Source organism: Spirosoma flavus, assembly GCF_054778555.1.
Genome location: NZ_BAAGZL010000001.1, coordinates 515944 through 540611 on the forward strand (window position 1 = coordinate 515944; position 24668 = coordinate 540611).

The 24668-nt window shown below is 48.4% G+C and carries 15 protein-coding genes; 11 read left to right on the forward strand and 4 right to left on the reverse strand.

All coding sequences use genetic code 11. The features are described from left to right. Positions 1-7 precede the first annotated feature (7 nt). The 10 genes from ACYVF1_RS02010 to ACYVF1_RS02055 all read left to right on the forward strand — a co-directional run bounded on the left by ACYVF1_RS02010 (position 8) and on the right by ACYVF1_RS02055 (position 15713). The gene (locus tag ACYVF1_RS02010) at positions 8-892 is read left to right on the forward strand and encodes an FHA domain-containing protein (protein WP_461075090.1); all 885 of its coding nucleotides are present in this window, start codon (positions 8-10) and stop codon (positions 890-892) included. Between the two features lie 105 nt (positions 893-997). After that, the gene (locus ACYVF1_RS02015) at positions 998-2653 is read left to right on the forward strand and encodes an SMP-30/gluconolactonase/LRE family protein (protein WP_461075092.1); all 1656 of its coding nucleotides are present in this window, start codon (positions 998-1000) and stop codon (positions 2651-2653) included. A gap of 109 nt (positions 2654-2762) precedes the next feature. Continuing rightward, a complete protein-coding gene (locus ACYVF1_RS02020; RefSeq protein ID WP_461075094.1) occupies positions 2763-2987 on the forward strand; it encodes a hypothetical protein in 225 nt (74 codons plus the stop codon). A gap of 227 nt (positions 2988-3214) precedes the next feature. Further along, positions 3215-3601: a hypothetical protein gene (locus tag ACYVF1_RS02025; RefSeq protein WP_461075096.1), complete on the forward strand. Its 387-nt coding sequence runs from the start codon at positions 3215-3217 to the stop codon at positions 3599-3601. 275 nt (positions 3602-3876) lie between these two features. After that, positions 3877-4827 (forward strand): glycoside hydrolase family 43 protein, encoded by a 951-nt coding sequence (locus tag ACYVF1_RS02030; protein WP_461075098.1) that lies wholly within the window; start codon positions 3877-3879, stop codon positions 4825-4827. A 61-nt stretch (positions 4828-4888) separates the two neighbouring features. After that, the gene (locus tag ACYVF1_RS02035) at positions 4889-7678 is read left to right on the forward strand and encodes a glycoside hydrolase family 2 protein (protein WP_461075100.1); all 2790 of its coding nucleotides are present in this window, start codon (positions 4889-4891) and stop codon (positions 7676-7678) included. A 6-nt stretch (positions 7679-7684) separates the two neighbouring features. Continuing rightward, positions 7685-10189: an L-rhamnose mutarotase gene (locus ACYVF1_RS02040; RefSeq protein ID WP_461075102.1), complete on the forward strand. Its 2505-nt coding sequence runs from the start codon at positions 7685-7687 to the stop codon at positions 10187-10189. Between the two features lie 10 nt (positions 10190-10199). After that, complete coding sequence (locus tag ACYVF1_RS02045; RefSeq protein WP_461075104.1) at positions 10200-11261, forward strand: Gfo/Idh/MocA family protein; 1062 nt, start codon at positions 10200-10202, stop codon at positions 11259-11261. Continuing rightward, complete coding sequence (locus tag ACYVF1_RS02050) at positions 11258-12841, forward strand: sodium:solute symporter family transporter (RefSeq protein WP_461075106.1); 1584 nt, start codon at positions 11258-11260, stop codon at positions 12839-12841. The genes ACYVF1_RS02045 and ACYVF1_RS02050 overlap by 4 nt, the downstream gene beginning before the upstream one ends. A 22-nt stretch (positions 12842-12863) precedes the next feature. Beyond that, positions 12864-15713, forward strand: coding sequence for a glycoside hydrolase family 95 protein (locus tag ACYVF1_RS02055; protein ID WP_461075108.1), 2850 nt, complete (start codon positions 12864-12866; stop codon positions 15711-15713). Between the two features lie 336 nt (positions 15714-16049). Here the strand turns inward: ACYVF1_RS02055 and ACYVF1_RS02060 are convergent, their stop codons facing one another. From ACYVF1_RS02060 to ACYVF1_RS02070, 3 genes are all read right to left on the reverse strand, one after another. Next, positions 16050-17825 carry a RagB/SusD family nutrient uptake outer membrane protein gene (locus ACYVF1_RS02060; RefSeq protein ID WP_461075110.1) on the reverse strand — a complete coding sequence of 592 codons (1776 nt, stop codon included), beginning with the start codon at positions 17823-17825 and terminating at the stop codon, positions 16050-16052. A 17-nt stretch (positions 17826-17842) separates the two neighbouring features. Next, on the reverse strand, positions 17843-21064 hold the full coding sequence (locus tag ACYVF1_RS02065; protein WP_461075112.1) for a SusC/RagA family TonB-linked outer membrane protein: 3222 nt from the start codon (positions 21062-21064) through the stop codon (positions 17843-17845). Between the two features lie 69 nt (positions 21065-21133). After that, positions 21134-21787 carry a DUF3826 domain-containing protein gene (locus ACYVF1_RS02070; RefSeq protein ID WP_461075114.1) on the reverse strand — a complete coding sequence of 218 codons (654 nt, stop codon included), beginning with the start codon at positions 21785-21787 and terminating at the stop codon, positions 21134-21136. A 329-nt stretch (positions 21788-22116) separates the two neighbouring features. On the opposite strand from ACYVF1_RS02070, the gene ACYVF1_RS02075 reads away from it, so the two are divergent. Further along, complete coding sequence (locus ACYVF1_RS02075) at positions 22117-23004, forward strand: AraC family transcriptional regulator (RefSeq protein ID WP_461075116.1); 888 nt, start codon at positions 22117-22119, stop codon at positions 23002-23004. A gap of 24 nt (positions 23005-23028) precedes the next feature. On the opposite strand, the gene ACYVF1_RS02080 is transcribed toward ACYVF1_RS02075, so the two are convergent. After that, entirely contained in the window at positions 23029-24579 is a 1551-nt protein-coding gene (locus tag ACYVF1_RS02080; RefSeq protein WP_461075118.1) for an MGH1-like glycoside hydrolase domain-containing protein, read from the reverse strand. Positions 24580-24668 lie beyond the last annotated feature (89 nt).

Sequence of the window (24668 nt, forward strand, 5' to 3'; positions counted from 1 at the left end):
AACTACCATGAGTCTATCAGAGAAAATAAAAAATCTGTTTGGGTTTACCCCAGCGGAACAGCAGTCCACAGCGCCCAAAGAGCCAAGTGAATCGCTTCCCGTTACGTCAAATTCAAATCCCACTGGACCTCCGCCAGCCGCTCAGTTACGCGAGCAGGTCATGCGATTTGTCGTCGGTAAACTTCGGGCCTACCAGAATGAACCGGATACAGCTCCAGTTGGGCTTCGCTTGTCTGTTTTATGCGCAACTCCTGAAGATGAAGAGTTATATCGGGTTGCCTTGTGGACAAATCAGCCGGGAAAATTTCAGGCTGAACTATCTCGCCAATTGGCTGACAATTACATTACGTTACCCAAAAACTGGCAGTTTGACTATACCTTTTATAGGAATGAATTGCCTGAAACTACGTATCGGGAAGGAAATTTAGGCTTGTTCGTCGTTGATAAATCGAAACCAGATAACGCACCACTCCTGGCCAGAGTAACGGCTCTAGTAGGTCAGCTGGAACAGCTCAAGTATGTTCTTGATCCAGCTAAAAACACCACGTTCTGTATCGGGCGCGGACGTAGCACGCAAACGGCATCTGGTCGTGTCCGTACCAATGACATTGTTCTCTTAAACGACGATGATCCGGGTTTCGATCCTCAGAAAGGCGCTGGCAACGGAGCGGTTAGTCGCGCACATGCGACGATACGTTATGATCAGATTCAAAAACGATACGTTCTTCTTGTCGATCCGGGTGGGCTACCTTCGGGAGGAAATAAAACGAAACTTATGCACCCGAACGATTCAATGGAGCGGGCCGATATTGCCGGAATGAGTTACCCCCTTCAAAGCGGAGATCAGATTGAATTGGGGGGCGAAATTATGCTTTTATTCGAGCTTCTGTAATCTTAGCAAAAGTTAGAAATAGGCTTCAGTAAATCCCTGTAGGTGAACTCTTTTGGTAGTTTTAATCGAAAGTCAAATTTCGTTAAATGCCTAGGTTTTACATACATGAAAAATCTTTCTCTGCTTTGCCTTTTCTTCCTTGCTCCGTTAGTACTCCTGGCTCAGGTAACAGAAAATTATCCGGTTCACCCCGATGCTCAACCACAGGAAGGCGTTCCTAAAGGCGAAGTCCTTAAATTCACGTTTGAAAAATCCAAAATCTTTCCGGGTACATGGCGCGAGTACTGGTTGTATGTACCCGCTCAATATCAACCTTCTCAACCCGCCTGCGTCTATGTAAATCAAGACGGTGTTCAGTGGCAGGCCCCCGCCGTTTTTGACAACCTGATTCACAAGAAAGAAATGCCCGTTACCATTGGCGTTTTCGTCATGCACGGACGGGTTAAAGCAGCTAAGCCCGATGATGCGCTGGATCGTTTCAATCGGAGTTATGAGTATGATGGACTAGGAGATAATTACGTCCGATTCCTGCTGGAAGAACTGCTTCCCGACGTAGAAACCAAAAAAACGTCGGATGGGCGGGCGATACGTCTTTCTCAAAAAGGGAATGACCGAGCCATTGGTGGGTCGAGCAGTGGGGCGGTTTGTGCCTTTACGGCGGCTTGGGAACGTCCCGATGCGTTTAGTCGGGTATTTAGTACGATTGGTACGTATGTGGGTTTACGCGGGGCCGATCGCTATCCGACACTAATCCGGAAATTTGAACCAAAACCGCTACGTGTCTTTTTGCAGGACGGCGCCAACGACCACAACATCTACGCGGGCGACTGGTTTATGGCCAATCAAATGATGGAACGGGCGCTAACCTTTGCGGGCTACGAAGTGCAGCACATCTGGGGCGAAGGGGCGCATAATGGTAAACATGGTACCGCGATTTTCCCCGATGCCATGCGGTATCTCTGGAAAGGCTGGCCCGAACCGATCAAAACGGGAACTTCAAAGAATCAGATGCTTACCGAAATATTAGTGCCCAGCGAAGGCTGGCAACTGGTTGGCGAAGGGTATCGATCGGCAGACGGACTTAGCGCAAATGACAAAGGGGAAATATTCTTTACGGATGACCCGGCTGGAAAAGGCTGGAAAGTAGACGTAGACAATAAACTAAGTCAGGTGGGTGGTAAAACCGTTCCAACCAATAATGGACTTAAAGGGAATTTTAGTGTCATGGCCGCTAATGGAAACGGTTACGTCACCAGCTCGTCGATGAATACCAGCGGGTTGAGTGAAGTATGGCTGGTTCGGCCCGGTGGAAAAAGGGTTAAGGTCGATACCGGACTTCTGACGGCTAGTGGTATAACGCTTTCGCCAGATCAAACGCTGTTGTATGTAGCTGATAAGCAATCACATTGGGTATACAGTTTTTCAATTCAGCCCGACGGGACATTGGCTAATAAGCAAAAATATTACTGGCTTCATTCGCCCGATGCGGCCGAGGATGCAGGGGCGGAAGGACTCAAAACGGATCGCGACGGGCGGCTATATGTGGCTTCACGCATGGGGATTCAAGTATGCGATCAGGCGGGCCGCGTTAATGTTATCCTGCCTACCCCCAACGGAAAAGTCTCCAATGTCTGTTTTGGGGGAAGCAACTTCGATGTGCTTTACGCTACGTGTGGCGATAAAGTGTACAGACGAAAACTAAATGTTAAAGGAGCTAATACGTGGGACAAACCCATCAAGCCTACCGCACCGAGGTTATAAGCTGATTGTAAACGGGTTTAACTAGCAATTCAGTTGATTCAATGCAATCTCCTGGGGTATATTCGCTTGTTCGTAACTATGTACAATTAATAACCATTTCACGACAAACATGAAACTACTTTTAGCGCTCTGGGAAGGCATCCTGATAAACATATCGCTCTACGCTCAGCCAAAATTTCCAACCGGGACCGAGTCAGACTTTACTATCCAGAACTTCAGATTTGCAACCGGCGATGTTCTTCCTCAACTCAATATTCATTACACAACCATCGGTCAGCCAGTAAAAGACAGAAATGGAACGGTGACCAATGCTGTCTTAATCAACTGTCGCTGACAGCTAAAGAATGAATTACACTATGCGACATCTGCTCACCTGATAAAAGCTGTAAGGTTACGCACGCTCAGTAATTATGAGGCTAAGATGAGTCCTACTACGTTTGGTTTGCCACAAAATTCTTATGACCAGAATTCAGTTTTCGACGAGCCGATTTATTAAATACAAATCGTTTTTACGTAGCAAATCGTTACACATACGTAACAACTGATCAGGTTATTTGCTGTATGAACCGACGTATTCGATTTGACGATCTGGAAAGCGCACCTTTTAAAGAACTGATTCAGGGATTAGCTCTGCAATGGGTCCGTGCTGAACTGCCATCTCAGGTACTTTCTTATGAAGATTACCTCACGAATATTCGAATTTTATTACTTACCACGCAGGATACAGAGCGGACTTCCCTGATTGTAAATGCTGTTCTTGATCAGGCTGTTACGCTTCGTAAAACCTCGGAGTGGGTTGAGCAGGAACTTAAATTTGAGGGAATGATCGAAGGGGCAGACCGGGCCGATTTTCTTGCTTTTGATCTTCACCAATCGGTTACGATCGACGATCAGCTGCTAGACCGCTACAATGAACGAATAAATCGTTTTGCTACTAAATCCGAGTAAATTCTTTTTTCATAGGGACTAACGCCTATCTAAGAAGCACATTCTAACCGTGCCTTAGCAGGTAAAAAATTGCCATTTCTACCAACGGTATTTAGAGGCATATTCGAAAGGGTATGATTGATAAAATCATACAAACCGCCGAAAAAATCATACACAGAATCGCAACGAAAATCTACATTCTTTGTGGTGGCTAAACCTACGTATCGGTACGTAGGAAAGTAGCTTGCCCGGCGAGCCTAAAAAGGGGGAGATTGGGTTTCAGTCATTTAAATAAGATGAAGATTCACCTCAATGCGTTGGCCGCGGTCACTACGTTATCGAAGCTCAGATTGTTCTCCTGCATTCTGATTGCTCTGTGCCTCAGCTCCTGCTCGAAAGACGTATTCATGTTCACCTCTTTTCATGAACCCGCCAACGAAGGCCTACGCTTTCTGTATAGTTACGACGGCTATAAATGGACGGACCTGAATCGCACATTTCTAAAGCCTGAAATTGGTAATCAGAAAGTTATGCGCGATCCGTCCATCGCCCAGGGTAAAGACGGTACGTTCCATTTGGTATGGACGAGTAGCTGGAAAGACGATAAAGGATTCGGATACGCCAGTTCCGAAGACCTGATCCACTGGTCGCGAGAGCGATTCATTCCGGTGATGGAGCACGAACCGACGACGGTAAATGTGTGGGCGCCAGAATTGTTCTACGACGACGAAACCGACCAGTTTGTTATCATCTGGGCGTCGACAATTCCAGATCGATTTGAGCGGGGTGTAGAAGAGGAAAAGAATAACCACCGGATGTATTATACCACGACGAAGGATTTCACTACGTTCGCGCCCACCAAACTCTTTCTTGATCCAAAGTTCAGTGTCATCGACGCTGTCATTGTAAAGCGAAAACCGGCTGACTACGTATTAGTGTTGAAGGACAACACTCGCCCCGAACGTAACATCAAAGTAGCGTTCGGGACGAATGTTACAGGTCCGTACAATAACGTATCAGCACCGTTTACCAAGAAATTCACCGAAGGCCCATCCGTAGCGAAAGTCGGCGATGATTGGCTCATCTATTTCGATTCGTATCAGGATAAAAGCTACGATGCCGTCCGCACCCGCGATTTCAAAACGTTCACCGATGTAAAATCAGAAATCTCCGTTCCCGAAGGCCACAAACACGGAACGATTTTCAAGGTGAAGAAGCGGATTCTGAAAGGGTTGTTGAAGCAATAAACAAGTGTTTTTGTCATGCTGACCGGTCAGCATGACAAAAACGTTGAAGTGCAATCGTTAAATGAACTATCAAATTTTAATACTTTTCCTTCTTTCTCTCTGCCGTTTCGCCACTGCCCAGCAGACCGAAAAATATTACCTGTCGGGAGCGGGGAATGATCATGCCGTGAACTGGCAATTTTACTGCACAGCCGGACAGAATTCGGGTAAGTGGACGACCATTCCTGTCCCCTCGAACTGGGAATTGCAGGGCTTTGGTAAATACAATTACGGGTTTGCTAAAGACAGCGCACGGGGTAAGGAACAGGGGCTGTACAAATATGAATTTCAAGTGCCGGCTTCATGGAAAGGCAAGCATATAAACCTTGTTTTTGAGGGCGTTATGACCGATGCTGATGTAAAAATCAACGGCAAGTCAGCCGGGCCGATTCATCAGGGCGCCTACTACGCTTTTCGATACGACGTAACGAATTCACTAAACTATGGTAGCGCTAACCTTCTCGAAGTCAACGTATCGAAACACTCGGCCAATATGTCTGTAAATGAGGCCGAGCGCAAAGGCGATTTCTGGATTTTCGGCGGTATTTTTCGACCTGTTTATCTGGAAATTCTTCCCAGCGAACATATCGCGAACGTAGCAATTGATGCCAAAGCAAACGGTACGTTCACGGCTCAACTTCAACTGGCCACAAAAGGCAAATCCACCGACGTATCGGCGCAGATTTTCACCCTATCCGGCCAAAAAGTAGGTACGCCATTCACGTCCAGAATCAGTTCCGGAAGCAGCGTTACGTTGACAAAAACGATTCAAAATCCATTGCTGTGGACGTCCGAAACACCAAATCGCTATAAAGTTGAATTCCGATTGCTACAGGCAGGTAAGCCAATTCATGTGCTGACGAAAACGTTTGGTTTTCGGACGGTTGAAGTGAAGCAACGCGACGGTATTTACGTCAACGGCACGAAAATCAAACTGAAAGGCGTGAACCGCCATTCGTTCTGGCCAACGTCGGGCCGGACGTTGAGCAAAAAGATTAGCGTTCTTGACGTCAATTTGATGAAAGACATGAACATGAACGCCGTTCGCATGTCGCATTACCCACCCGACGATCATTTCCTGGACGTTTGTGATTCGCTAGGCTTGTTTGTGTTCGATGAACTAGCGGGCTGGCACGGCCATTACGATACGCCAACCGGCACCAAACTCCTGTACGAACTCATCACGCACGATGTCAATCACCCGTCGGTCATCATGTGGATCAATGGAAACGAAGGTGGCCATAACCGCGAGCTTGACGCACTTTTTGCCAAAGAAGATATTCAGAAACGGCACATACTGCATGCTTGGGAGGATTTCAACGGCTTCGATACGCAGCACTACCGCGAATACAACTACGGCATTGGCAATTACAATCTTGGTCATTCCATTACGTTACCCACTGAGTTTCTACATGGTGTGTACGATGGCGGTCACGGCGCCGGCCTCGATGATTATTGGGAAGCCATGTGGCATGAACCATTAGCGTCCGGCGGTTTTCTGTGGGATTTCGCCGATCAGGGCGTAGTACGTACCGACCGAAACAACGGTAAAGGTCCACTCGATACTGACGGTAGCCGTGGTGCAGATGGCATTGTAGGCCCGTATCGCGAGAAGGAGGGAAGCTTTTTCACAATCAAAGAAGTATGGTCGCCCATTAAACTCGAACGCCGGGAAATTACGCCTAGTTTCGACGGTACGTTCCCAATTGAAAATCGCTACCATTTCACCAATTCGTCGCAGTGTTCATTTACCGGAAAATTGGTGAAAGTGAGCGGTCCCTACGACGTAGTGAAACCCATTGAAAAGACGTTTTCCGTTACGTCGCCGAACGTAAAACCGCTGGAGAAAGGCGTACTAAAAGCCGTACTTCCTCCTGATTGGAAGAATTACGATTTTCTATACATCACCGCGAAAGACCCGTTCAAGCGAGAGTTATTTACCTGGAGTTTCGCCATTTCATTACCAGACAACGTAGTGTCGTCATTGGTGAAAATGGAAGGCGCAGGCAACGTAGCACTTAGTGAAACCGATTCGCTATTTAACGTAACGGCCAACGGTATTCAGTTATCGATTAGTAAACGTAACGGTACGCTACGTCAGGTTTCGAATAACAAAGGAAACGTTTTGCTGACCAACGGACCAATCTTGCAGGAAGCCGTTAATAACTTCAAAAACTTCACACAACGTAGCGATGGCAAAAATCTCATCATCGAATCGACCTTCGACCGAAAAACGGGCTACAATACGTTGCAGTGGACAATCTATCCGTCGGGGTGGGTGAAAATGCGGGTGCGCTATTTCCCAAATAACTACTTCACCTTTATGAACGGCGTCAATTTCTCGTTTCCCGAAGCGGATATGAAAGCCGTTACGTGGATGGGAAAAGGTCCGTACCGCGTCTGGAAAAACCGGCTGAAAGGTGGTACGTTTGGTGTATGGCACAAAGACTACAACAACACCGAAACCGGCGAACAGCCGCTAGTTTACCCCGAATTCAAAGGGTATCACGCCAATATGTACTGGTGCAGATTTGAAGCGGCTGGCAATCCATTTACGGTATTGACGGAGAATGAAGACGTCTTTTTCAGGCTTTTCACGCCCGCCTGGAAAACCGATCAATGGCACAACTACGAACCTATTTTTCCGGCGGGTGATATCTCGTTCATGCAGGGAATTAGTAGCATCGGTACCAAAACTCAACGTAACGAAACTACCGGCCCGATGGGCCAGAAATACGCCTTTTACGATTACGAAAAAGAACCCGCCCGCGCTATCGAAATGACCTTGTATTTCGATTTTTCGGGTAGATAGAACCTTATGAAAGGTGTTTTTACTATACTATATCTACTTCCTTCGCTCCTCTTCGCACAGGCCGAAATCTGGGTGGCTCCGGATGGCTTGGATGCGAGTGTGGGAACGAAAGAAAAACCATTGGCAAGCCTGCAACTGGCGTTACGTAAGGTACGTGAACTACGTCGGCTGAACGACCCGAGCGTAGCGCAGGGAGCGCATATTTACCTACGTAATGGCTTGTACGCACTAAGCGAACCGGTTTTTATTCGCCCGGAAGATTCTGGTACGTTTGCCAGCCCAACAATCATTGAAGCAGCGCCGAATGAGCAACCTGTTTTGAGTGGAGGAGTGCCTGTTACGCACTGGCAAAAGCTGAAAGGCAACGTAGCCGGTTTGCCAAGAGAAGTGGCTGGAAAAGTGTGGGTGGCCGACGCGCCAAAAATCGGTGGACGATTGCAGGAGTTTCGGCAATTGTGGGTGAACGGCGAAAAAGCGATACGTGCCAAAGACACGCCTTATCCAATCATGAACCGGATTTTGTCATGGAATAAACAGGAGCAAACCTGCTGGATTCCGGTCCCTAAATTTGGCGATTTGTCGAAAGCAGACGGGCTGGAAATGCTCATTCATCAATGGTGGGCGATTGCCAATCTACGTATCAAACGGATTGACGTACAGGGCGATAGTGCAAAGCTCTGGTTTCATCAGCCCGAAAGCCGGATTCAGTCGGAGCATCCGTGGCCCGCGCCCTGGATTTCCAAAGAAACGGGTAATTCGGCCTTTTATCTGACCAACGCCATTCAATTTCTAAACCAACCCGGCGAGTGGTTTCTGGATACCAGAGCCGAAAAAATTTACTACATCCCGCGGTCAAACGAAGATCTCACAACCGCTCAAGTTATTGCGCCTTCGCTCGAAACGCTGGTACGTATCGCCGGAACGATTGACCAACCCGTAACCAACGTAGCGTTTAAAGGCATTACGTTTCAGCATACGGGCTGGCTACGTCCGTCGCAGCAGGGGCATGTACCGCATCAGGCGGGGCTGTATATGCTCGATGCCTACAAGCTGAAAATCCCCGGTACGCCCGATAAAAAATCGTTGGAAAACCAGGCATGGGTAGGACGCCCGGCATCGGCTGTGGACGTGAATTTCGCACAACATACTACGTTCGAAAACTGCCGGTTCGAGCATCTGGCCGCCACAGGATTAGACTATAACAAAGGCGTCCAGAATAATCTGATACGTGGCAATCTGTTCAAAGACATTGGTGGTACAGGCATTATGGCGGGCGTTTTCGCCGACGAAGCGATAGAAATTCACCGGCCTTACAACCCGACAGACGAACGAGAAGTTTGTAGTAATCTGACCATCAGTAACAATTTAATTACCAACGTAACAAACGAAGATTGGGGTGCGGTAGGGATTGGCGCTGGTTACGTTCGGGGCATTACTATCGAGCACAACGACATCAGCGAAGTTGGCTACAGCGGAATCAGCATGGGCTGGGGCTGGACACGTACCATCAACGCCATGCGCAACAATCGAGTGGTAGCAAACAGAATTCATCGCTACGCCAAACACATGTATGATGCAGCTGCCATCTATACGTTGTCGGCGCAGCCGGGCTCACTAATTGCCGAAAATTACATTGACAGTGTCTACAAAGCTCCGTATGCACATCTTCCGGCACACTGGTTTTATCTCTATACCGATGAAGGTTCGTCGTATTTTACGATCAAGGACAACTGGACGCCGTCGGAAAAATACCTGCAAAACGCCAACGGCCCGAACAACGTCTGGGAACGTAACGGTCCGAACGTAGCAGATAGCATTCGAGCCAAGGCGGGGCTTCAGCCAACGTATCAATATTTGCTTCAGGAGAAATCTCCCGCCGACCCATTGTGGCGTATCAATAAGGAAAATCCGGTTATTGTTGAACTGACGACTAGCGATGACCAACCGCTCGATGAACAGAAACTAAACGCGGTTCTGGCTAGAAATAAGGTTAGCCCAAACTCACTGTATCAGTGGCAAAATCACTACGTCATTTTCGACAAAGTTCAGGACGTTTATGTACTGGGCGAACGCTTAAAATCGGCGTTTCCAAATGCGAAAGTGAAAACGTATTACGACCTGTTTTACGAATTCAACCGCAGCCGATGCGAAACTGGTCCTGTTTCGGGTGAGTGGGAGCACACGATTTTGACGGCTAATCTAGTAGCTGATACGTCGCTCCAGAATCAATATTTAACGCATCACGCTACGCAGTTCGAGAAATGGCCAGAGGTATCGAAAGGGTTTTGCAACGCTCAGTTTCAGCAATTGCTTTTGTATCGAAATGGTCGGCAACTGATGCTGGTTATCAGCGTTCCCAAAGGCGAAAGTTTAGACAAGCTCAACTCGAAAACCACTGAAAATAATCCGCGTGTCGATGAGTGGAACGCGCTTATGAAAAAGTATCAGGAAGGAATTCCGGGTACGAAGCCGGGTGAGGTTTGGGTGGAACTGAAGAGGGAGAGACAATAAAAACAAATCGATGTTACGATTAGGCATTTTAGGATTGGGCGAAGGACGTAGTACGATGTCAGCGGCATTGTCGAGCCCGAATTATGAACTGGTCAAAGTTTGTGATCAAAAACTGGAACTGTGCCAGCAGCGCGAAAAAGAGTTTGATTTTCACAGCTATACGACCAATTATCAGGAATTGCTCGACGATCCGACGATTGATGTCATTGCGATCTACACCCCCGATCACCTCCACGCGGAGCACACCAGACAGGCAATGCTTCACGGCAAGCACGTGGTGTGCACCAAGCCATTTATTGATGATCTGTCGAAGGCGAAAGAGCTAATTGAGGTCAGCGAGAAAACGGGTAAAAAGGTATTTGTAGGCCAAAGCTCCCGCTTTTTCGAGCCGATGAAAAAGCAGCGTAGCGATTTTGAAGCAGGCCTAATTGGTGAATTAATCACGATCGAAGGATATTACCACGCCGATCATCGCTGGTTTCTCGCAAAAGGTTGGTCGCTGGAAAACGCATTCAAATGGCTTTATGGCGGGCTGAGTCATCCGGTCGATTTTATACGCTGGTATCTGCCAAATATCGAAGAAGTGATGGGCTATGGCATGTTAAGCTCAAATGGACGAAAAGGAGGACTGAAAAACGCCGATACGATGCATTTCATTTTCAAAGCTACCGACGGACGTATTGCCCGCGTAAGTGGCGCCTACACGGGGCCCGTGCAGCCGGTTGTGCGCGACTCTGAAATGAGCTGTATTCTACGTGGTACAGAGGGCTGTAGTCAAGCCGATTACATGGATTTGCGCTACTCCATCACGACCAACACAGGCGAAGAAATTGTGCAGACCTGGGAGCACAAACTGAAGCATTATTTCCGGTTCGAAGGCAAAAGCCATCACGCAGGCGAGTACCAGAATTACCTCGATTATTTCGCTACGTGTCTCGAAACCGGTCAAACGGCCTATCCCGACATTCGTGAAGGTATCGGCACCGTAGCGCTGCTTCAGGCAATGGATAAATCGCTGCAAACCGGTCAGCCGGTGAAAGTGCAGGACGTATTGAGCGAGCATGGGCTATGAACAACATCACCGACCGCTTAACTGCTTTAGATTATGACATTGTGCTGGCCTATCTGGTCATTCTGGCTATAATCGGATACCGGGCCAGCCGACCGAAAAAAGGGCAGACCGACGATACGTTGTTTCTGGCGAATAAATCGCTGGGGTGGGCGAGTATTGGGTTTAATATGTGGGGTACCAATGTTGGTCCGTCGATGTTGCTGGCGTTTGCGAGTATCGGTTATAGTACCGGGATTGTTGCTATTAATTTCGACTGGTACGCGTTCGTATTTCTGTTTTTGCTGGCCATTGTTTTTGCGCCAAAATACTTGGCTGCCAACGTAATGACCATGCCTGAGTTCATGGGGAAACGCTACGGTGAATCAACACAAACCATTCTGGCCTGGTATGCGCTGATCAAAATTCTGATTTCCTGGTTGTCGCTGGGGCTGTTTGCGGGCGGGTTTCTGGTACGTCAGATTTTGGGAATTCCAATGTGGCAATCGGTGATTGTGCTGGTGCTGTTTGCCGGATTGTTCGCGTATACGGGCGGACTGAAAGCGATTGCTCGCGTCAATGTGTTTCAGATGCTTTTGCTCATTGGCGTGTCACTGACACTTACGATTATTGGCATTAATAAAGTTGGGGGACTGGAAGCTGTCTTCCAGAAAGCGCCAACTGACTACTGGAGTCTGATTCATTCAGCCAGCGATACCAAATATCCGTGGCCGGCCATTTTACTGGGCTATCCGGTGGCTGCCATTGCATTCTTCTGCACCGATCAGGCGATGGTGCAATCGGTGTTGGGAGCCAGGAATTTAGAGCAGGGACAATTGGGTGTCAACTTTATTGGATGGCTCAAAATCCTGTCGTTGCCGCTGTTTATTCTTCCGGGAATTCTGTGTTTTATTCTGTTTCCGAATCTCAAAAATCCCGACGAAGCGTATATGACGATGGTTACGAACCTGTTTCCGCCGGGTATGAACGGGCTGGTGATTGTGGTGCTGATTGCGGTATTGGTCGGTACAATTGGTTCGTCGTTGAATTCGCTTAGTACCGTATTTACGATGGATGTATACGCGCAGAAAATCAATCCAAAAGCCAGTAATCAGGATTTGATTCGCATCGGGCGAATGACCGTTTTGGCTGGCTGCGTGTTTGCGGTTGGTATGGCGCTGGCAATCGATAGCATTAAAGGGCTGAATCTATTCGATGTATTTCAGTCAGTCTTAGGGTTCATTGCTCCACCTTTGTCCGTCGTTTTTTTGCTAACTGTTTTCTGGAAACGTACCACACGTAGCGCTGTGAACACGGTTCTGTCTTTCGGCTCAGCGTTTAGTCTTGGCGTTGGCATTTTGTATTTGTGGGTCTTCCCCGCCGATCAATACAGTTTCTGGCCGCACTATCTGCTCCTGTCATTTTCTATTTTCGCGGTGTTACTTATCAAGGCCATTCTAATCTCGCTACTCGATAAAAATCCGACCACTTACGTAGTGGATGAAACGGAACGTAGTACGATTGCCAAACCCACCCAAACCGTCTGGATTGCGTGGATTTCGCTGGCTGTTGTGATGGTCGCCTTGTACGTAGCGTTTCACTAACCCACTTTTTAGGTATATTCCTATGACTCGCCTTGCTTTACTTTTACTGACTTTTCTTCCCTGTCTGATACGTAGCGCACAGGGGCAACCACCGGCCAAACAATCCCTTATGCTCTGGTATAAACAGCCAGCAAACCAATGGGTTGAGGCTTTGCCGATTGGCAATGGTCGATTGGGCGGAATGGTGTTTGGTGGTGTCGAAACCGATCATATTCAGTTCAACGAAGAAACCCTTTGGACGGGCGGGCCACGTGATTATCACCGAGAAGGTGCGAGCAAATACCTTCCGCAGATTCGCCAGTTACTGGCCGAAGGGAAACAAGCTGAAGCCGAAAAGCTGGCGCAGGAAAAATTCATGGGTCGGCAGAGTAACGAAGACGGTTACGCACAGAAAAAAACGGCTTGGTTTGAACGTGTTCGGAATGTGAGCAACGGGAAAGGAAATCCGGCTTCTGCTACGTTCGATGACCGTTCCTGGAAAACCATGACCGTTCCGACTGCGGAGGGTTGGGAGAAAGCAGGACTGGAAGGGCTTGACGGAGCGATCTGGTTTCATACTACGTTCGATTTACCCGCAACCTGGGCAGGAAAGGACGTAGTGCTCGACATGGGGCGTATTCGCGATCAGGATTTTACGTACCTGAATGGCGAACTGGTTGGCTCTGATGAAGGTATCGCCAAAAACCGGCGTTATAAGATTCCGGCAGCCAAATTACGCGCGGGCAAAAATCAATTGACGATTCAGGTCATTAATCTGTTCGATAAAGGCGGTTTCATCGGTGTTAAAACCAGCCAGCCGACATTTGTAGTTTATCCCGAAGGCAGTAAACCCACAGAAGGCGTACCGCTGAGTCAGCCATTCAAATACTGGATTCAGGATGACAACCCACCAGCTTCTCCTCGCTATCAGGCCGATTATCAACCGTTTGGCGACCTTTGGCTGAATGTCAAAGGGCAGAGTAACGTAGCAAATTATCGTCGCGAACTGGATATAACGACAGCGACTTCCCGTGTTACGTATTTGGCTAATGGTGTGAATTTCACCCGCGAATATCTGGTTAGTGCGCCTGATCAGGTAATGACCATTCATCTAACTGCCAGTCAGCCGGGAAAAATTAGTTTTGACGCTACGTTCACGAGTCCGCATAGAGGTTTTTCGGTTCGGAAAATTGATGGTCAGACGATTGCGTTGTCTGTACAGGTGCGTAACGGAGCGCTGCGGGGAGAGAGTTTGCTACGTATTCAAACTCAAAAAGGCCAGATCAGTGTTTCGGGAAATAAGCTTATCGTTTCGGGTGCCGACGTAGCAACCTTGTACGTAACGGCAGGAACCAATTTTAAAAACTACAAGAACGTATCGGGCGACCCAGCCATGATGAACCAGCAGCCTATGCAGGCGCTACGTTCTAAAACGTTCGAGGTTGTCAAAGCGGCTCATGTGCGCGATTACCAATCCTATTTCAATACGTTGTCGCTGGATTTAGGCCACTCGCCAAACGAGCAATTGCCGACTGATGAACGACTGAAGCGTTTCGAACAATCATCGGACCCCGCGCTGGCGGCTTTGTATGTTCAATATGGCCGCTATTTATTGATTTCGAGTTCGCGACCGGGGAATCAACCGGCTAATTTGCAGGGTATCTGGAACGATTTGCTGACACCGCCCTGGGGTAGTAAATACACCACGAATATCAATCTGGAAATGAATTACTGGCCAGCCGAAATGCTCAATCTGGCGGCCTGCCACGAGCCATTATTTAAAGCGATTGAGGAAATGGTTGAAACAGGACGTGAAACGGCGAAGGCGCATTACAATGCGCGTGGCTGGGTGCTCCATCATAACACCGATTTATGGCGTGGAACGGCTCCAATCAATGCGTCGAATCACGGTATTTGGGTGACGGGCGGGGCCTGGGTTGCGCATCATTTGTGGGAGCATTATCGCTATTCACAAGACAAGGAATTTCTGCAAAAACGGGCTTATCCAGTCATGAAAGAAGCGGCTCAGTTCTTCGTGGATTTTCTGGTAAAAGATCCAAAAACGGGCTGGCTCATCAGTACGCCATCCAACTCCCCTGAACACGGCGGATTGGTGGCTGGACCAACAATGGACCATCAAATCATCCGTGATTTGTTCAAGAATTGCATGGCCGCCAGCGAAGTCCTGAACACGGATGCTACGTTCCGGGATACGTTGAAAACGATGTATGCTCAGATTGCGCCAAATCAAATTGGTAAGCATGGCCAGTTGCAGGAATGGATTCAGGACGTCGACGACCCTAAGGATCATCACCGGCACGTATCACATCTCTGGGGCGTCCACCCCGGCACCGATATTACGTTTGACGAAACACCTGATTTGATGAAAGCTGCCAAACAATCGCTGCTGGAACGGGGAGACGAAGGAACAGGCTGGAGTCTGGCCTGGAAAATCAATTTCTGGGCGCGGTTTCGCGATGGAAATCATGCGTATAACATGCTCAAACTGCTTTTTCGCCCCGCTATCTTACCTGAAGGCACTGTAGGCGGAGGTTCGTATCCCAACCTGTTCGATGCGCACCCACCGTTCCAGATTGACGGTAATTTTGGTGGCTCTAGCGGTATTGCCGAAATGATTCTACAAAGTCAGGGTAAAACGATTGATTTGCTGCCTGCGCTACCTTCTGAGTTGCCAACTGGCCACATCAACGGCATTTGTGCCCAAGGCGGTTTTGTGATGAATATCCGCTGGCAAAATGGGCAACTAACAGGCGTTGACGTTACGTCGAAAGCGGGGCAACCCTGCGTGCTACGTTATGGCGGTAAGCAAGTGAGTCTGAGGACCGAAAAAGGGAAAACGTATAAGTTGGATGGGGCGTTGAAAGTGTTGTAAATTCTGCGATGCTGTTCTCTTCAATGTTATTCGTGCTAACGAATCGTCGCGTAGCGACCTAATGTTTATAGCAAAAGTGCCCTGCCCCATTAACCTCCGTCGCGTAGCGACCAAACCCATGAGTGCCGTTTTGTTAGGTCACTACGCGACGGAACGTGGCTTTTGATCGTTTTTTCTACAAACATTTGGTCGCTACGCGACGAGTTGTTAACGCAAGCAACTTCTTAACGGGGCAAACAGCAGTTCATAAATTCTACAAAAAATCAACCCTGCCTACCCGGTAGAAACTACACAAGGTAAGCAGGGTGAAAGCAATCGGTTTACTCTTACTCTGTTCTATTTCAAGGGGTCAAATGCACCGCCCCAGGTCGTATTCTGAATCAGTTTGGGGTTGTTGTCGATGGCGCTCTGCGGGATCGGGAAGTAGTAATATTCCGGCTTCCAGTTGATTGCGTATTTCGTGTCTAGTTGCTTGAATACCAGCGTAAAATAATCGGTATAAGCCACATCCAGATTCACATTATCCCGGTTCGTCGCGAAATCAGCGGGAACGCCCGTCGTTTTCAGATTGATTGTTACGCCCGTCCGGCGGGTACCGTTCAGCGTTTTTTCGATCAGTTTCCAGCGACGCAAATCCCAGAAACGCTTGCCTTCGAACGCAAATTCAATTTGCCGCTCGTACAGAATCGCATCGAATAGTTCGGCGCGGGTCATGTTGGCTTTCAGGCCATACAGACCGTCGGTTCCGGCTTCGATACCGGCCCGTTTGCGAACGGCTTTCAATTGCGTGTAGGCTTCGTCTAGTTTGTTGATACCCGTAGCACTTTCGGCCAGATTCAGCAACACTTCGGCAAACCGAATTTCGATCCAGTCGGTACCCGAATATTGCGCATCGCCGATTGATACGGTCGGATTAATCGCTTTGCGCGTATAAAATCCGGTGTTCGAGGCTTTGGCTTCTACGGTTTTACCCCCTACGTAGTACGTCCATACTTTATTAGCCGTGTTGCCATTCAGAGGCCAGTTTACGCCATTGTACGCAATCGTTTTGTCGAAACGGGGATCGCGGTTTTTGTAGAATAGCTGATCTTTGTACGTGTATTTCGTCGATTCGCCGGGTTTCTTGCCGTCCAACATCGGGAAGGCTTTCACCATCTCCCAGGAAGGTTGGTTCGACCCTCCGCCAGTGCCCGCGTACGAAGGCCGCGTTGCGTTATCGTAGCCGTTGTTTTTCCGAGTCTGATCGCCTGTAGCGGTGTTGTAGCCAGTAATCAGCACGGCTTCGGGGTTGTTAACTTCCTGAAACCAAAGTTGGTCGAACGACGCGTGCAGCCCGAAGCCGTTGGTCGTCAGTAAATCGTATGCCTGTTTATTGGCATCGTACGAAGCCTGCCATTTTGCTACGTCATCGCTTGGATTAAACTGCGGGCTGGCAGCAGTTAATAATACTCTGCCTTTGAAAGCAGCAGCAGCCCCTTTTGTGATACGTCCCCAATCGCTCGCCGAAGTCCAGCGGCCCGGTACCGAAGCAATGGTCGAATCAAGGTCTTTTATAATCTGGGCAAAGGTTTCGGCCGTCGTATTTCTGGGTATAAACGCGGCTTCACGCGCTTCGACACCTACAGCCGCCAGCGGAGTCAGCACGAGCGGAACACCACCATAAAGACGTACCAGATCGAAGTAGCGCCACGCCCGGAAAAACTGCGCCTGAGAACGGAGTTTATTCTTCGTAAACTGAGGTAATGTACCATTCTTTACATCGCTCAGGAACATGTTGATTACCCGGATCTTACCATAGTTATTGGTGGGATCGAGCTTGGTACCAAAATCGCCAACTTCATTCACCAGCAACGAGCCTTCCAGCAGTTTACTTTCGCCAAACGATTCATCGGTCAGGGTGGTAATGCTTGGCGTATTGGGGCCAAGCGTCGGAATACCGGCTGGCAGATTCTGATCGTAGATGTAATCGAGATTCATCTGCGTAAGCGTCGAATCTTTGAAAATCAGATCGCCACTCGTTGAATTCAAATCGGTTTTATCGAGCACTTTCATGCAACCGGTCAAAGCAAGCGGTGCGCAAAAGGTGAGGAGAAATTTATGAGTTACTTTCATGAGTATCAGTCGGATTTTCAAAGGCCAAGATTTAAACCGATCGAATAGGAACGTAGTACCGGATACGCATCATAGCTACCTGAATACGCTTTGTAATCGTAAGGATTATACAAATTGAGCGGGTTGGTAGCTACCAGATACACCCGAACAGTGCTCAATCTCAGCTTACTGGCAATCGTGGCGGGCAGACCATACGAAATGTTGAAATTACGTACCGCCACCTGTGTCGAAGAGCGAAACCAGTAATCGGATGTTACCTGATACGTGTCTTTGTAATAGGGGCTCGGATACGTAGCGTTCGGATTCTCCGGCGTCCAGTGATCGGCCCAGAAAATAGGCCGGTTAGCGGTTGACGTCCCCTGATTGCGGGCCGTTGATTCCACTACGTCCTGCCCGCCAAACGAACCACTGATCACAGCTGCCACCGACAGGTTTCTGTAGGAGGTACTGAAATTGAAACCGAACCCGTAGTGATTGCTGGCTTTTCTGGTCAGGAACTGCATGTCGGCGTCGGTGATTTTACCATCGGGCGCGGTATACTGGCCAGATGCATCTTTCGGGCCGCGAACGTCTTCATAGTAAAGCATACCGGGTTTGGGTGCAGCACCGAAAAGCGTGTAGCCCGGATGGGTGGCCAGATACGCTTCTACGTCCTGTTGCGTGCGGAACATGCCCGCATACTTATAGCCTTGCACGCCCATATCCGACGATTTGCCGATTGGGTCTTCGTAAGTGCCGATTTTGCCTTTGTCGACGTCAATTTTGATCTGCTTGTTATCGCTCCAGCTCAGGAATGCATTCACTTTATACGACCAGTCATTGTTGATTTTATCGTTCCAGCCCAGCGAAATTTCCGTTCCGAAACCATCGACAATGGCGTAGTTTTCAGAAGGCAAATTCGCGCCAACGATGAGTGGAACCGACGAGGTCAGGGCGGTTAGCATGTTGTACCGATGGTCGTAAAACCAGTCCATGGTGAACGACAGGCGGTTTTTCAGGAATTGCGCATCCAGACCGATGTTATACTTCGTGTTGTCATCCCAACGAGCCTGACGGTTTGCCATCGCATTGTTCGGCGTGACTACCAGCGGGCGATCTGCATTACCGCCAAACACGGCTCCTTTACCGGTCTGGATGGAATAGCTGGTCAGCCAGTTATAGGCTTTGGTTGCATCACCCCCCAGAAAACCCAGTGAACCACGCAGTTTCAGGAAATCAATACCGCGAACATTGTTGCGGAAAAAAGGCTCTTCGGAAACAACCCAGCCCGCAGAAAATGACGGGAAAAGTCCCCAGCGGTATTCAGGCGCAAATTTGGTCGAGGCATCGTAGCGGATGGCCGTTTCAAACAGGTACTTATTCGCGTAGCTATAATTGATACGTCCGGCATACGACAGGAAACCCACTTCCGTTTCTGTTTCCGAGGTCGTCTGCGTACCGATTGCGTACCGCATGTTATCCAGCCCGCCGATGATAACACCCTCAGCCATAGCCGCTACGTTGTCAGCGTGCGTTTCCGATTGCTCGAAGAAAGCGATGGCCGACAACTGGTGTTTGCCAAACTGGCGATCATAATTCAGATAGCCATTCAACTGATACGTATCGATATAACCGGGGTTGACCCGCACCCGATCACCATTGTTCAGCGTGACCGGTTTCAATACGTCTCCGCCGTAGATGTGTTTGTGATCGCCAAGCATCGAGAAACTGTATACATTGTATTTAGTGCCGTATTGTTTACCGAAGCTATTGTCGAACGTACGGCTATAGAGCACTCTAGCTTTCAGTCCTTTCACGCCAGGAATCTCGTAGTCCAGGTTGGCCGTTACGTTGAGGCCGGTGCTACGTGTCTGCGTATAGTTGTCCGAATTTTGTACCTCAAAGAAGTGGAAAGCATCAACGGTATTTGTGTTGCTGTTATTCGACAAGAGCACTGGCAATCCATTAACGTAAGGCGGGTTAAATTGGGGCGTGTAGAGCAGACTTTTCATGTCATTGTCCGCGTTTTCACCGCCCTGTTTCAGGTAATACATGCGCTTGTTACCGATGTAGCTGCTCACCGAGAGAGCCGCTTTCAGCCCTCGGGTCACCTGCATGTCGGCGCTGGCACGGAATGTCCATTTATCGAAATTGATGTTATCGAAGTTGGCATTCTGCCCGTTATAGGAAACACCAGCGAAATACGTAGCCTTTTCGTTGCCACCGCTTACGTTCAGCGCATGACGCTGCACCGTCGATGGTTTCCAGGCTGTCCGTAGCCAGTCGGTGTTGTTGTTCTGAAAATAGGCCAGTTCGTCGGGCGTGTAGATAAGTGGGTCGGTAGCTGTTTTTCCCGATGCGTAGTTCAGATCGTTCATATATGTCGCCTGCTGAACCCCGTTCATCATTTTGGGTAACGTAGCACTGGAGATCCCCGTTGAACCGCTATAACTAAACTTAGGCGCACCAACTTTCCCACGTTTGGTCGTAATAACCACTACACCTTGGTTGGAACGAGCCCCATAAATAGCAGCCGCGGCATCTTTCAGTACCGAAATAGCTTCGACTTCCGATACGTCGAGCGTATTGAAATCATCTTCCGAACGTATCACATTATCAATGACATACAACGGACGTAACGTTCCCCCATCCTTCGATAAGATGATTGGGTTACGTACCGTAATCTGCGCATTATCGCCCGGACGGCTGGTTCCTCCCGAAACGCCAACGCCGGGCAATTGACCCGTCAGTACCGCCGACAAATTGTTCACGGGCAAATCCTGAACCGACTTCATATCAACGGTGGCAACGGCCCCGGTGAGACTTACTTTCTTCTGCGTACCATAACCCACAACCACCACTTCGCCAAGGGCGGCCGCGTCTTCTTCCAACTGAATCGTCAGCGAGGTTTTGCCAGCTACCGGAACTTCCTGTGTTTTAAAGCCGATGTAGCTGAAAATCAGGGTTTCGTTGCCGGTTGGGAGATTCAGTCGGAACATACCTTTTATGTCCGAAACCGTTCCGGTTTTGGTCCCTTTTATTAGTACGTTCACCCCTGGCAGCGGCTCGCCTTTGGCATCTTTTACCGTTCCGGTAATATTCTCCAATGGTGCCCCTTTCGCCGACGACTTAATGGTGACCAGGCTCCCTGTTTCAGCGAAACACATATCTTCCGTGAGTCCGGCCAAAATCAGCGCGCAAACCAGCTTTACCGTACTGGTTAAAAGTTTTTGTTTCTGCGTGTGCAAAGCCAACGTCATGGCGTGTCCAATTAAAAGTTAAGACAAAGAGAAATCGTTATTGAACAATGGATAATGAGGTAGTTAAAATTACTTTTTCGCTTCTCGGGCAATACGTTCTTCCCATTCTTTGCTGGCCTTTTTCATATCGATGCCAGCCGCCGACAGGTAGTTATTTATACGTCCTTTATACTTGCCAAACATGGCGTGCTTTTCTTTCGACGTACCTTCGTCCATAGCCCGTTCGCGCGCTTCGGTCAGCCAGGTTAAAATCTGCGTTTTTTGCGCATCGGTAAGGTCGGGTAACATAGCCTGATAGCCTTTATACGTGATGGGCACTACGCCGTAGGTCATCCCGTCTTTTACCTGCTCAATTTGCTGCGGACTTAAGACACGCTCCATATCCGCAAGGTAATTGCTGTGCAAAGCCGTCAACTTCGCCTGAGCTTCTGTTTCGACAGCCTCTTTTCCGGTTTTGTCGGTCAGATTAGCCAGAGCAGATTTCCGGCTCTCGTGAATGTTATTCAGGTTCCGGTATTGTTGCGCGATTAGCTCCTGAACCTTATCGGCCTTTGCGGCATCGGTTATTCCGAGCGTCGTTACAATCTTACTTGCCCGCTCGTTGACGACCCGCGTATAGGTCGCGTCTTTATCTTCTTTGGGCTGCTCCTGCCCGAACGAAAACCCCATTCCGAAAAGGATCAGAAGGAGGCTAAACAGGTAACTTTTCAGGGTACGATTCATCGATACGATAAGGTTAAAACCACGTTTTTAACTAGAGCGTAAATGGGCGGTGGGGTGTGGGCTGGTTATGTCAAGAAGCTTCAGTCAATACCGGTTAAAAGCAGACAAAACCGAGATTAAACAATACTTTTCTATAACACCATACAAAAATATGGTACATTTTGGGGCAACAACTGCATTTTTTTGTCAATTTATTATAGGAAATTAGCATGGCCTAAATAGGAGTAATCAATGATATTTCGTTTAGATTTGTAGATTGAAGAGTATTTTGAGTTTCAGTTGGGCTAGTGGCCCGTCTGGAACGTGAGACTTTGAATCTGAAACCCGTTATGAAGCCCTTATTCCGAAGAGTAACTGCTAACCTGGAAACCTCCTACACAGCACGACACGACATCCTGCCGCATTTTAAGAATATCTGGCATTACCATCCAGAGCTTGAATTGCACTATATTATCAAGGGGGAAGGCGTTCGGTTTATTGGCGATAAGATCAGCAATTTTTCCCCCGGCGAGATTGTACTGGTGGGCGAGAATTTACCGCATACCTGGCGTAGTGCGGACGAATATTTTAAGAATGATCCCGATCTAAACATCGAAATCATTGTCCTTCATTTTCTGCCCGGTTGTTTAGGCGATCATTTGCTGAAACTGCCCGATGCGTATCTGTTACCGAGGCTTTTTGAAAAGGCCAAAAGCGGCATGGTGATTAACGGTGAAGCGAATCAAAAATTAGCCGAACTGATGCGTCGGGCCATTGAGGCAACCAACCTGGATAAAATTCTTATTCTGCTTTCGATTCTGAAAACGCTGGCCGAAACCGACGAATACGAATCCATTGTGAATGGACAGGCGGCTTTTTACCAGTCGAATGAGTCGGACACGCTACGTTTAAATAAGGTTTGTAACTACACGCTGACGAATTATAAACAGGATATTACGTTAGAAGACATTTCGGCAATCAGTAACCTGAGTGTTACGTCGTTTTGTCGCTATTTTAAATTAATGACCAATAAGACGTATTACGATTTCCTGATTGAGATACGTATTAGTCACGCCTGCCGCGCGCTGATTGAAGATAAGATACCAACCGAGGTAATTTGTTTCGATTGCGGTTTTAACAACGTATCGAATTTCTACCGCCATTTCAAAAAAGTGACGGGCCTCACGCCGTTGGAATACAAGCGGCAGTATTTGAAGAAAGGGCGAGTGTTGGCGTAATGGATTGCGCTCTACGTAACAGCCCTATAACTGCGCTATTACAGGTTCTAGCTTACTACGTTTAACAACCTGCTTACCATTGGCCAGGACGATAAATCCTTTTCCTTTTCTGTACTTTTTTCCGGTTTTGTCGTACAAAATGGTCAGGGTTTTTCCGTGATACAGTACGTTGTCCAGACAAAACCAATCCCACTGATCTACAGGAATGAGCGGATGGATTTCCAGTACGTTATCGGCACGGGGTTTTAGACCGACGAGGTCGTTGATGATCAAATCCGCGAAACCGGAGTGGTTGTAGAATTTGCTTCTCGGGTTATCGCCTTTCAGCCATTCGCCTGTTTTTTCATCCTGATACTCACCCAAATAAATCGTTCCATTCATGGTATGCGACCGGGCGTATTTCAGTAGTTCGTTGTAAAAAACCGTTTTGGTCATCCGGCCCTGGTTTTTGTAATCAGTCAGCAAATTGGAAAGACCTTTCAACGTTTGGGTGGTGGCAAATGGCCAGACAGCGCCGTCCCATTCGCAGCTGTGCCCGGACCCATGGGTGCGGAACTGCGGGTGCCGACGTTCTGCGGTAGTAATGCCCCAAGGGGCGTCGAAACCGGTGGTATCGGTTAACTGATTCCATTGTTGTGCGTACTCTGGCGTGTCGTTGGGCAGGTTGAAATACCAGGGAATAAATCCAATAGCTTCGCGGACGTTGGCGAAGGCGCCATTTGGGTGTTTGACTTCAAAAAATTGGTTCTCTTTGTTCCACAAACTATCCAGCGTTAGCTTTTTCAGTTCGGTCGCCTGCTGCTGGTATCGGCGCTGGAGGGTATCGTTTCCGACCAAAGCCGCCATGGCCGCTAACGCTTTTGCATTACCGTACATATAGCTGTTGATGGTGGGGCGTCGGTTTTTCTCTTTCCGCGAGCCACTGATCGATTCTTCCATCGCATCCTTCACGTCAAACTGCCAGAACAAACCAGAGGGCAACTGTTTTTCCTGCTGCCATTTGCGGTAATCGGCGTCCAGAGCGGATAGATTTTTCTGAATAAATGACTTGTCAAGATTAACGAGGTAGCGATTATACACCGCATCGTCGACCCAACTGCTGAAGCCGTGAAAACGCTGAACTGTATGCTTTGGATCGACGTAGAGCCAGAACGTAATGTAATCGGCCATATACGTTTGGTTGTGCAGCCAGCGACCCTCGTAAATGTGATGCCCCAGGGCACTACTGACCGCGTTATACTTGCCCGCATGGTTCACCTTCGTGATGAATTCGGTGAAAATAAACCCCTCGGGCGTTTCTTTCAGGTGCTTCCGAAACGCCCACCAACGGTAGTAATACACTTTGTTCAGTAACGTATCGGGGCAGTCGAACAGGGGAATGTTTTTAGCCAGCCAGTCAGCCGATTGATCGTTTGGTACGTAGTTTTTTACGGCTTCTTCGTCGACGGAGTTAAAGTAGCTAACGTAGTTTTTTAACTTATCGGTTGACAGGACTTTCGCCGTCTGAGCGGGGCAAATTGTCGCTTGTAAAAGACTAGCGGTTAGTATTAAAAAGAAGAAAAATCGGGCGTTCATTGACTAGTGCTACGTTCCAAAAGGTCAGAACTTTCGGGAGATTGACGAAAAGTAAACAAGTCCAGCTTCACAAATTTACTCTCTAAATT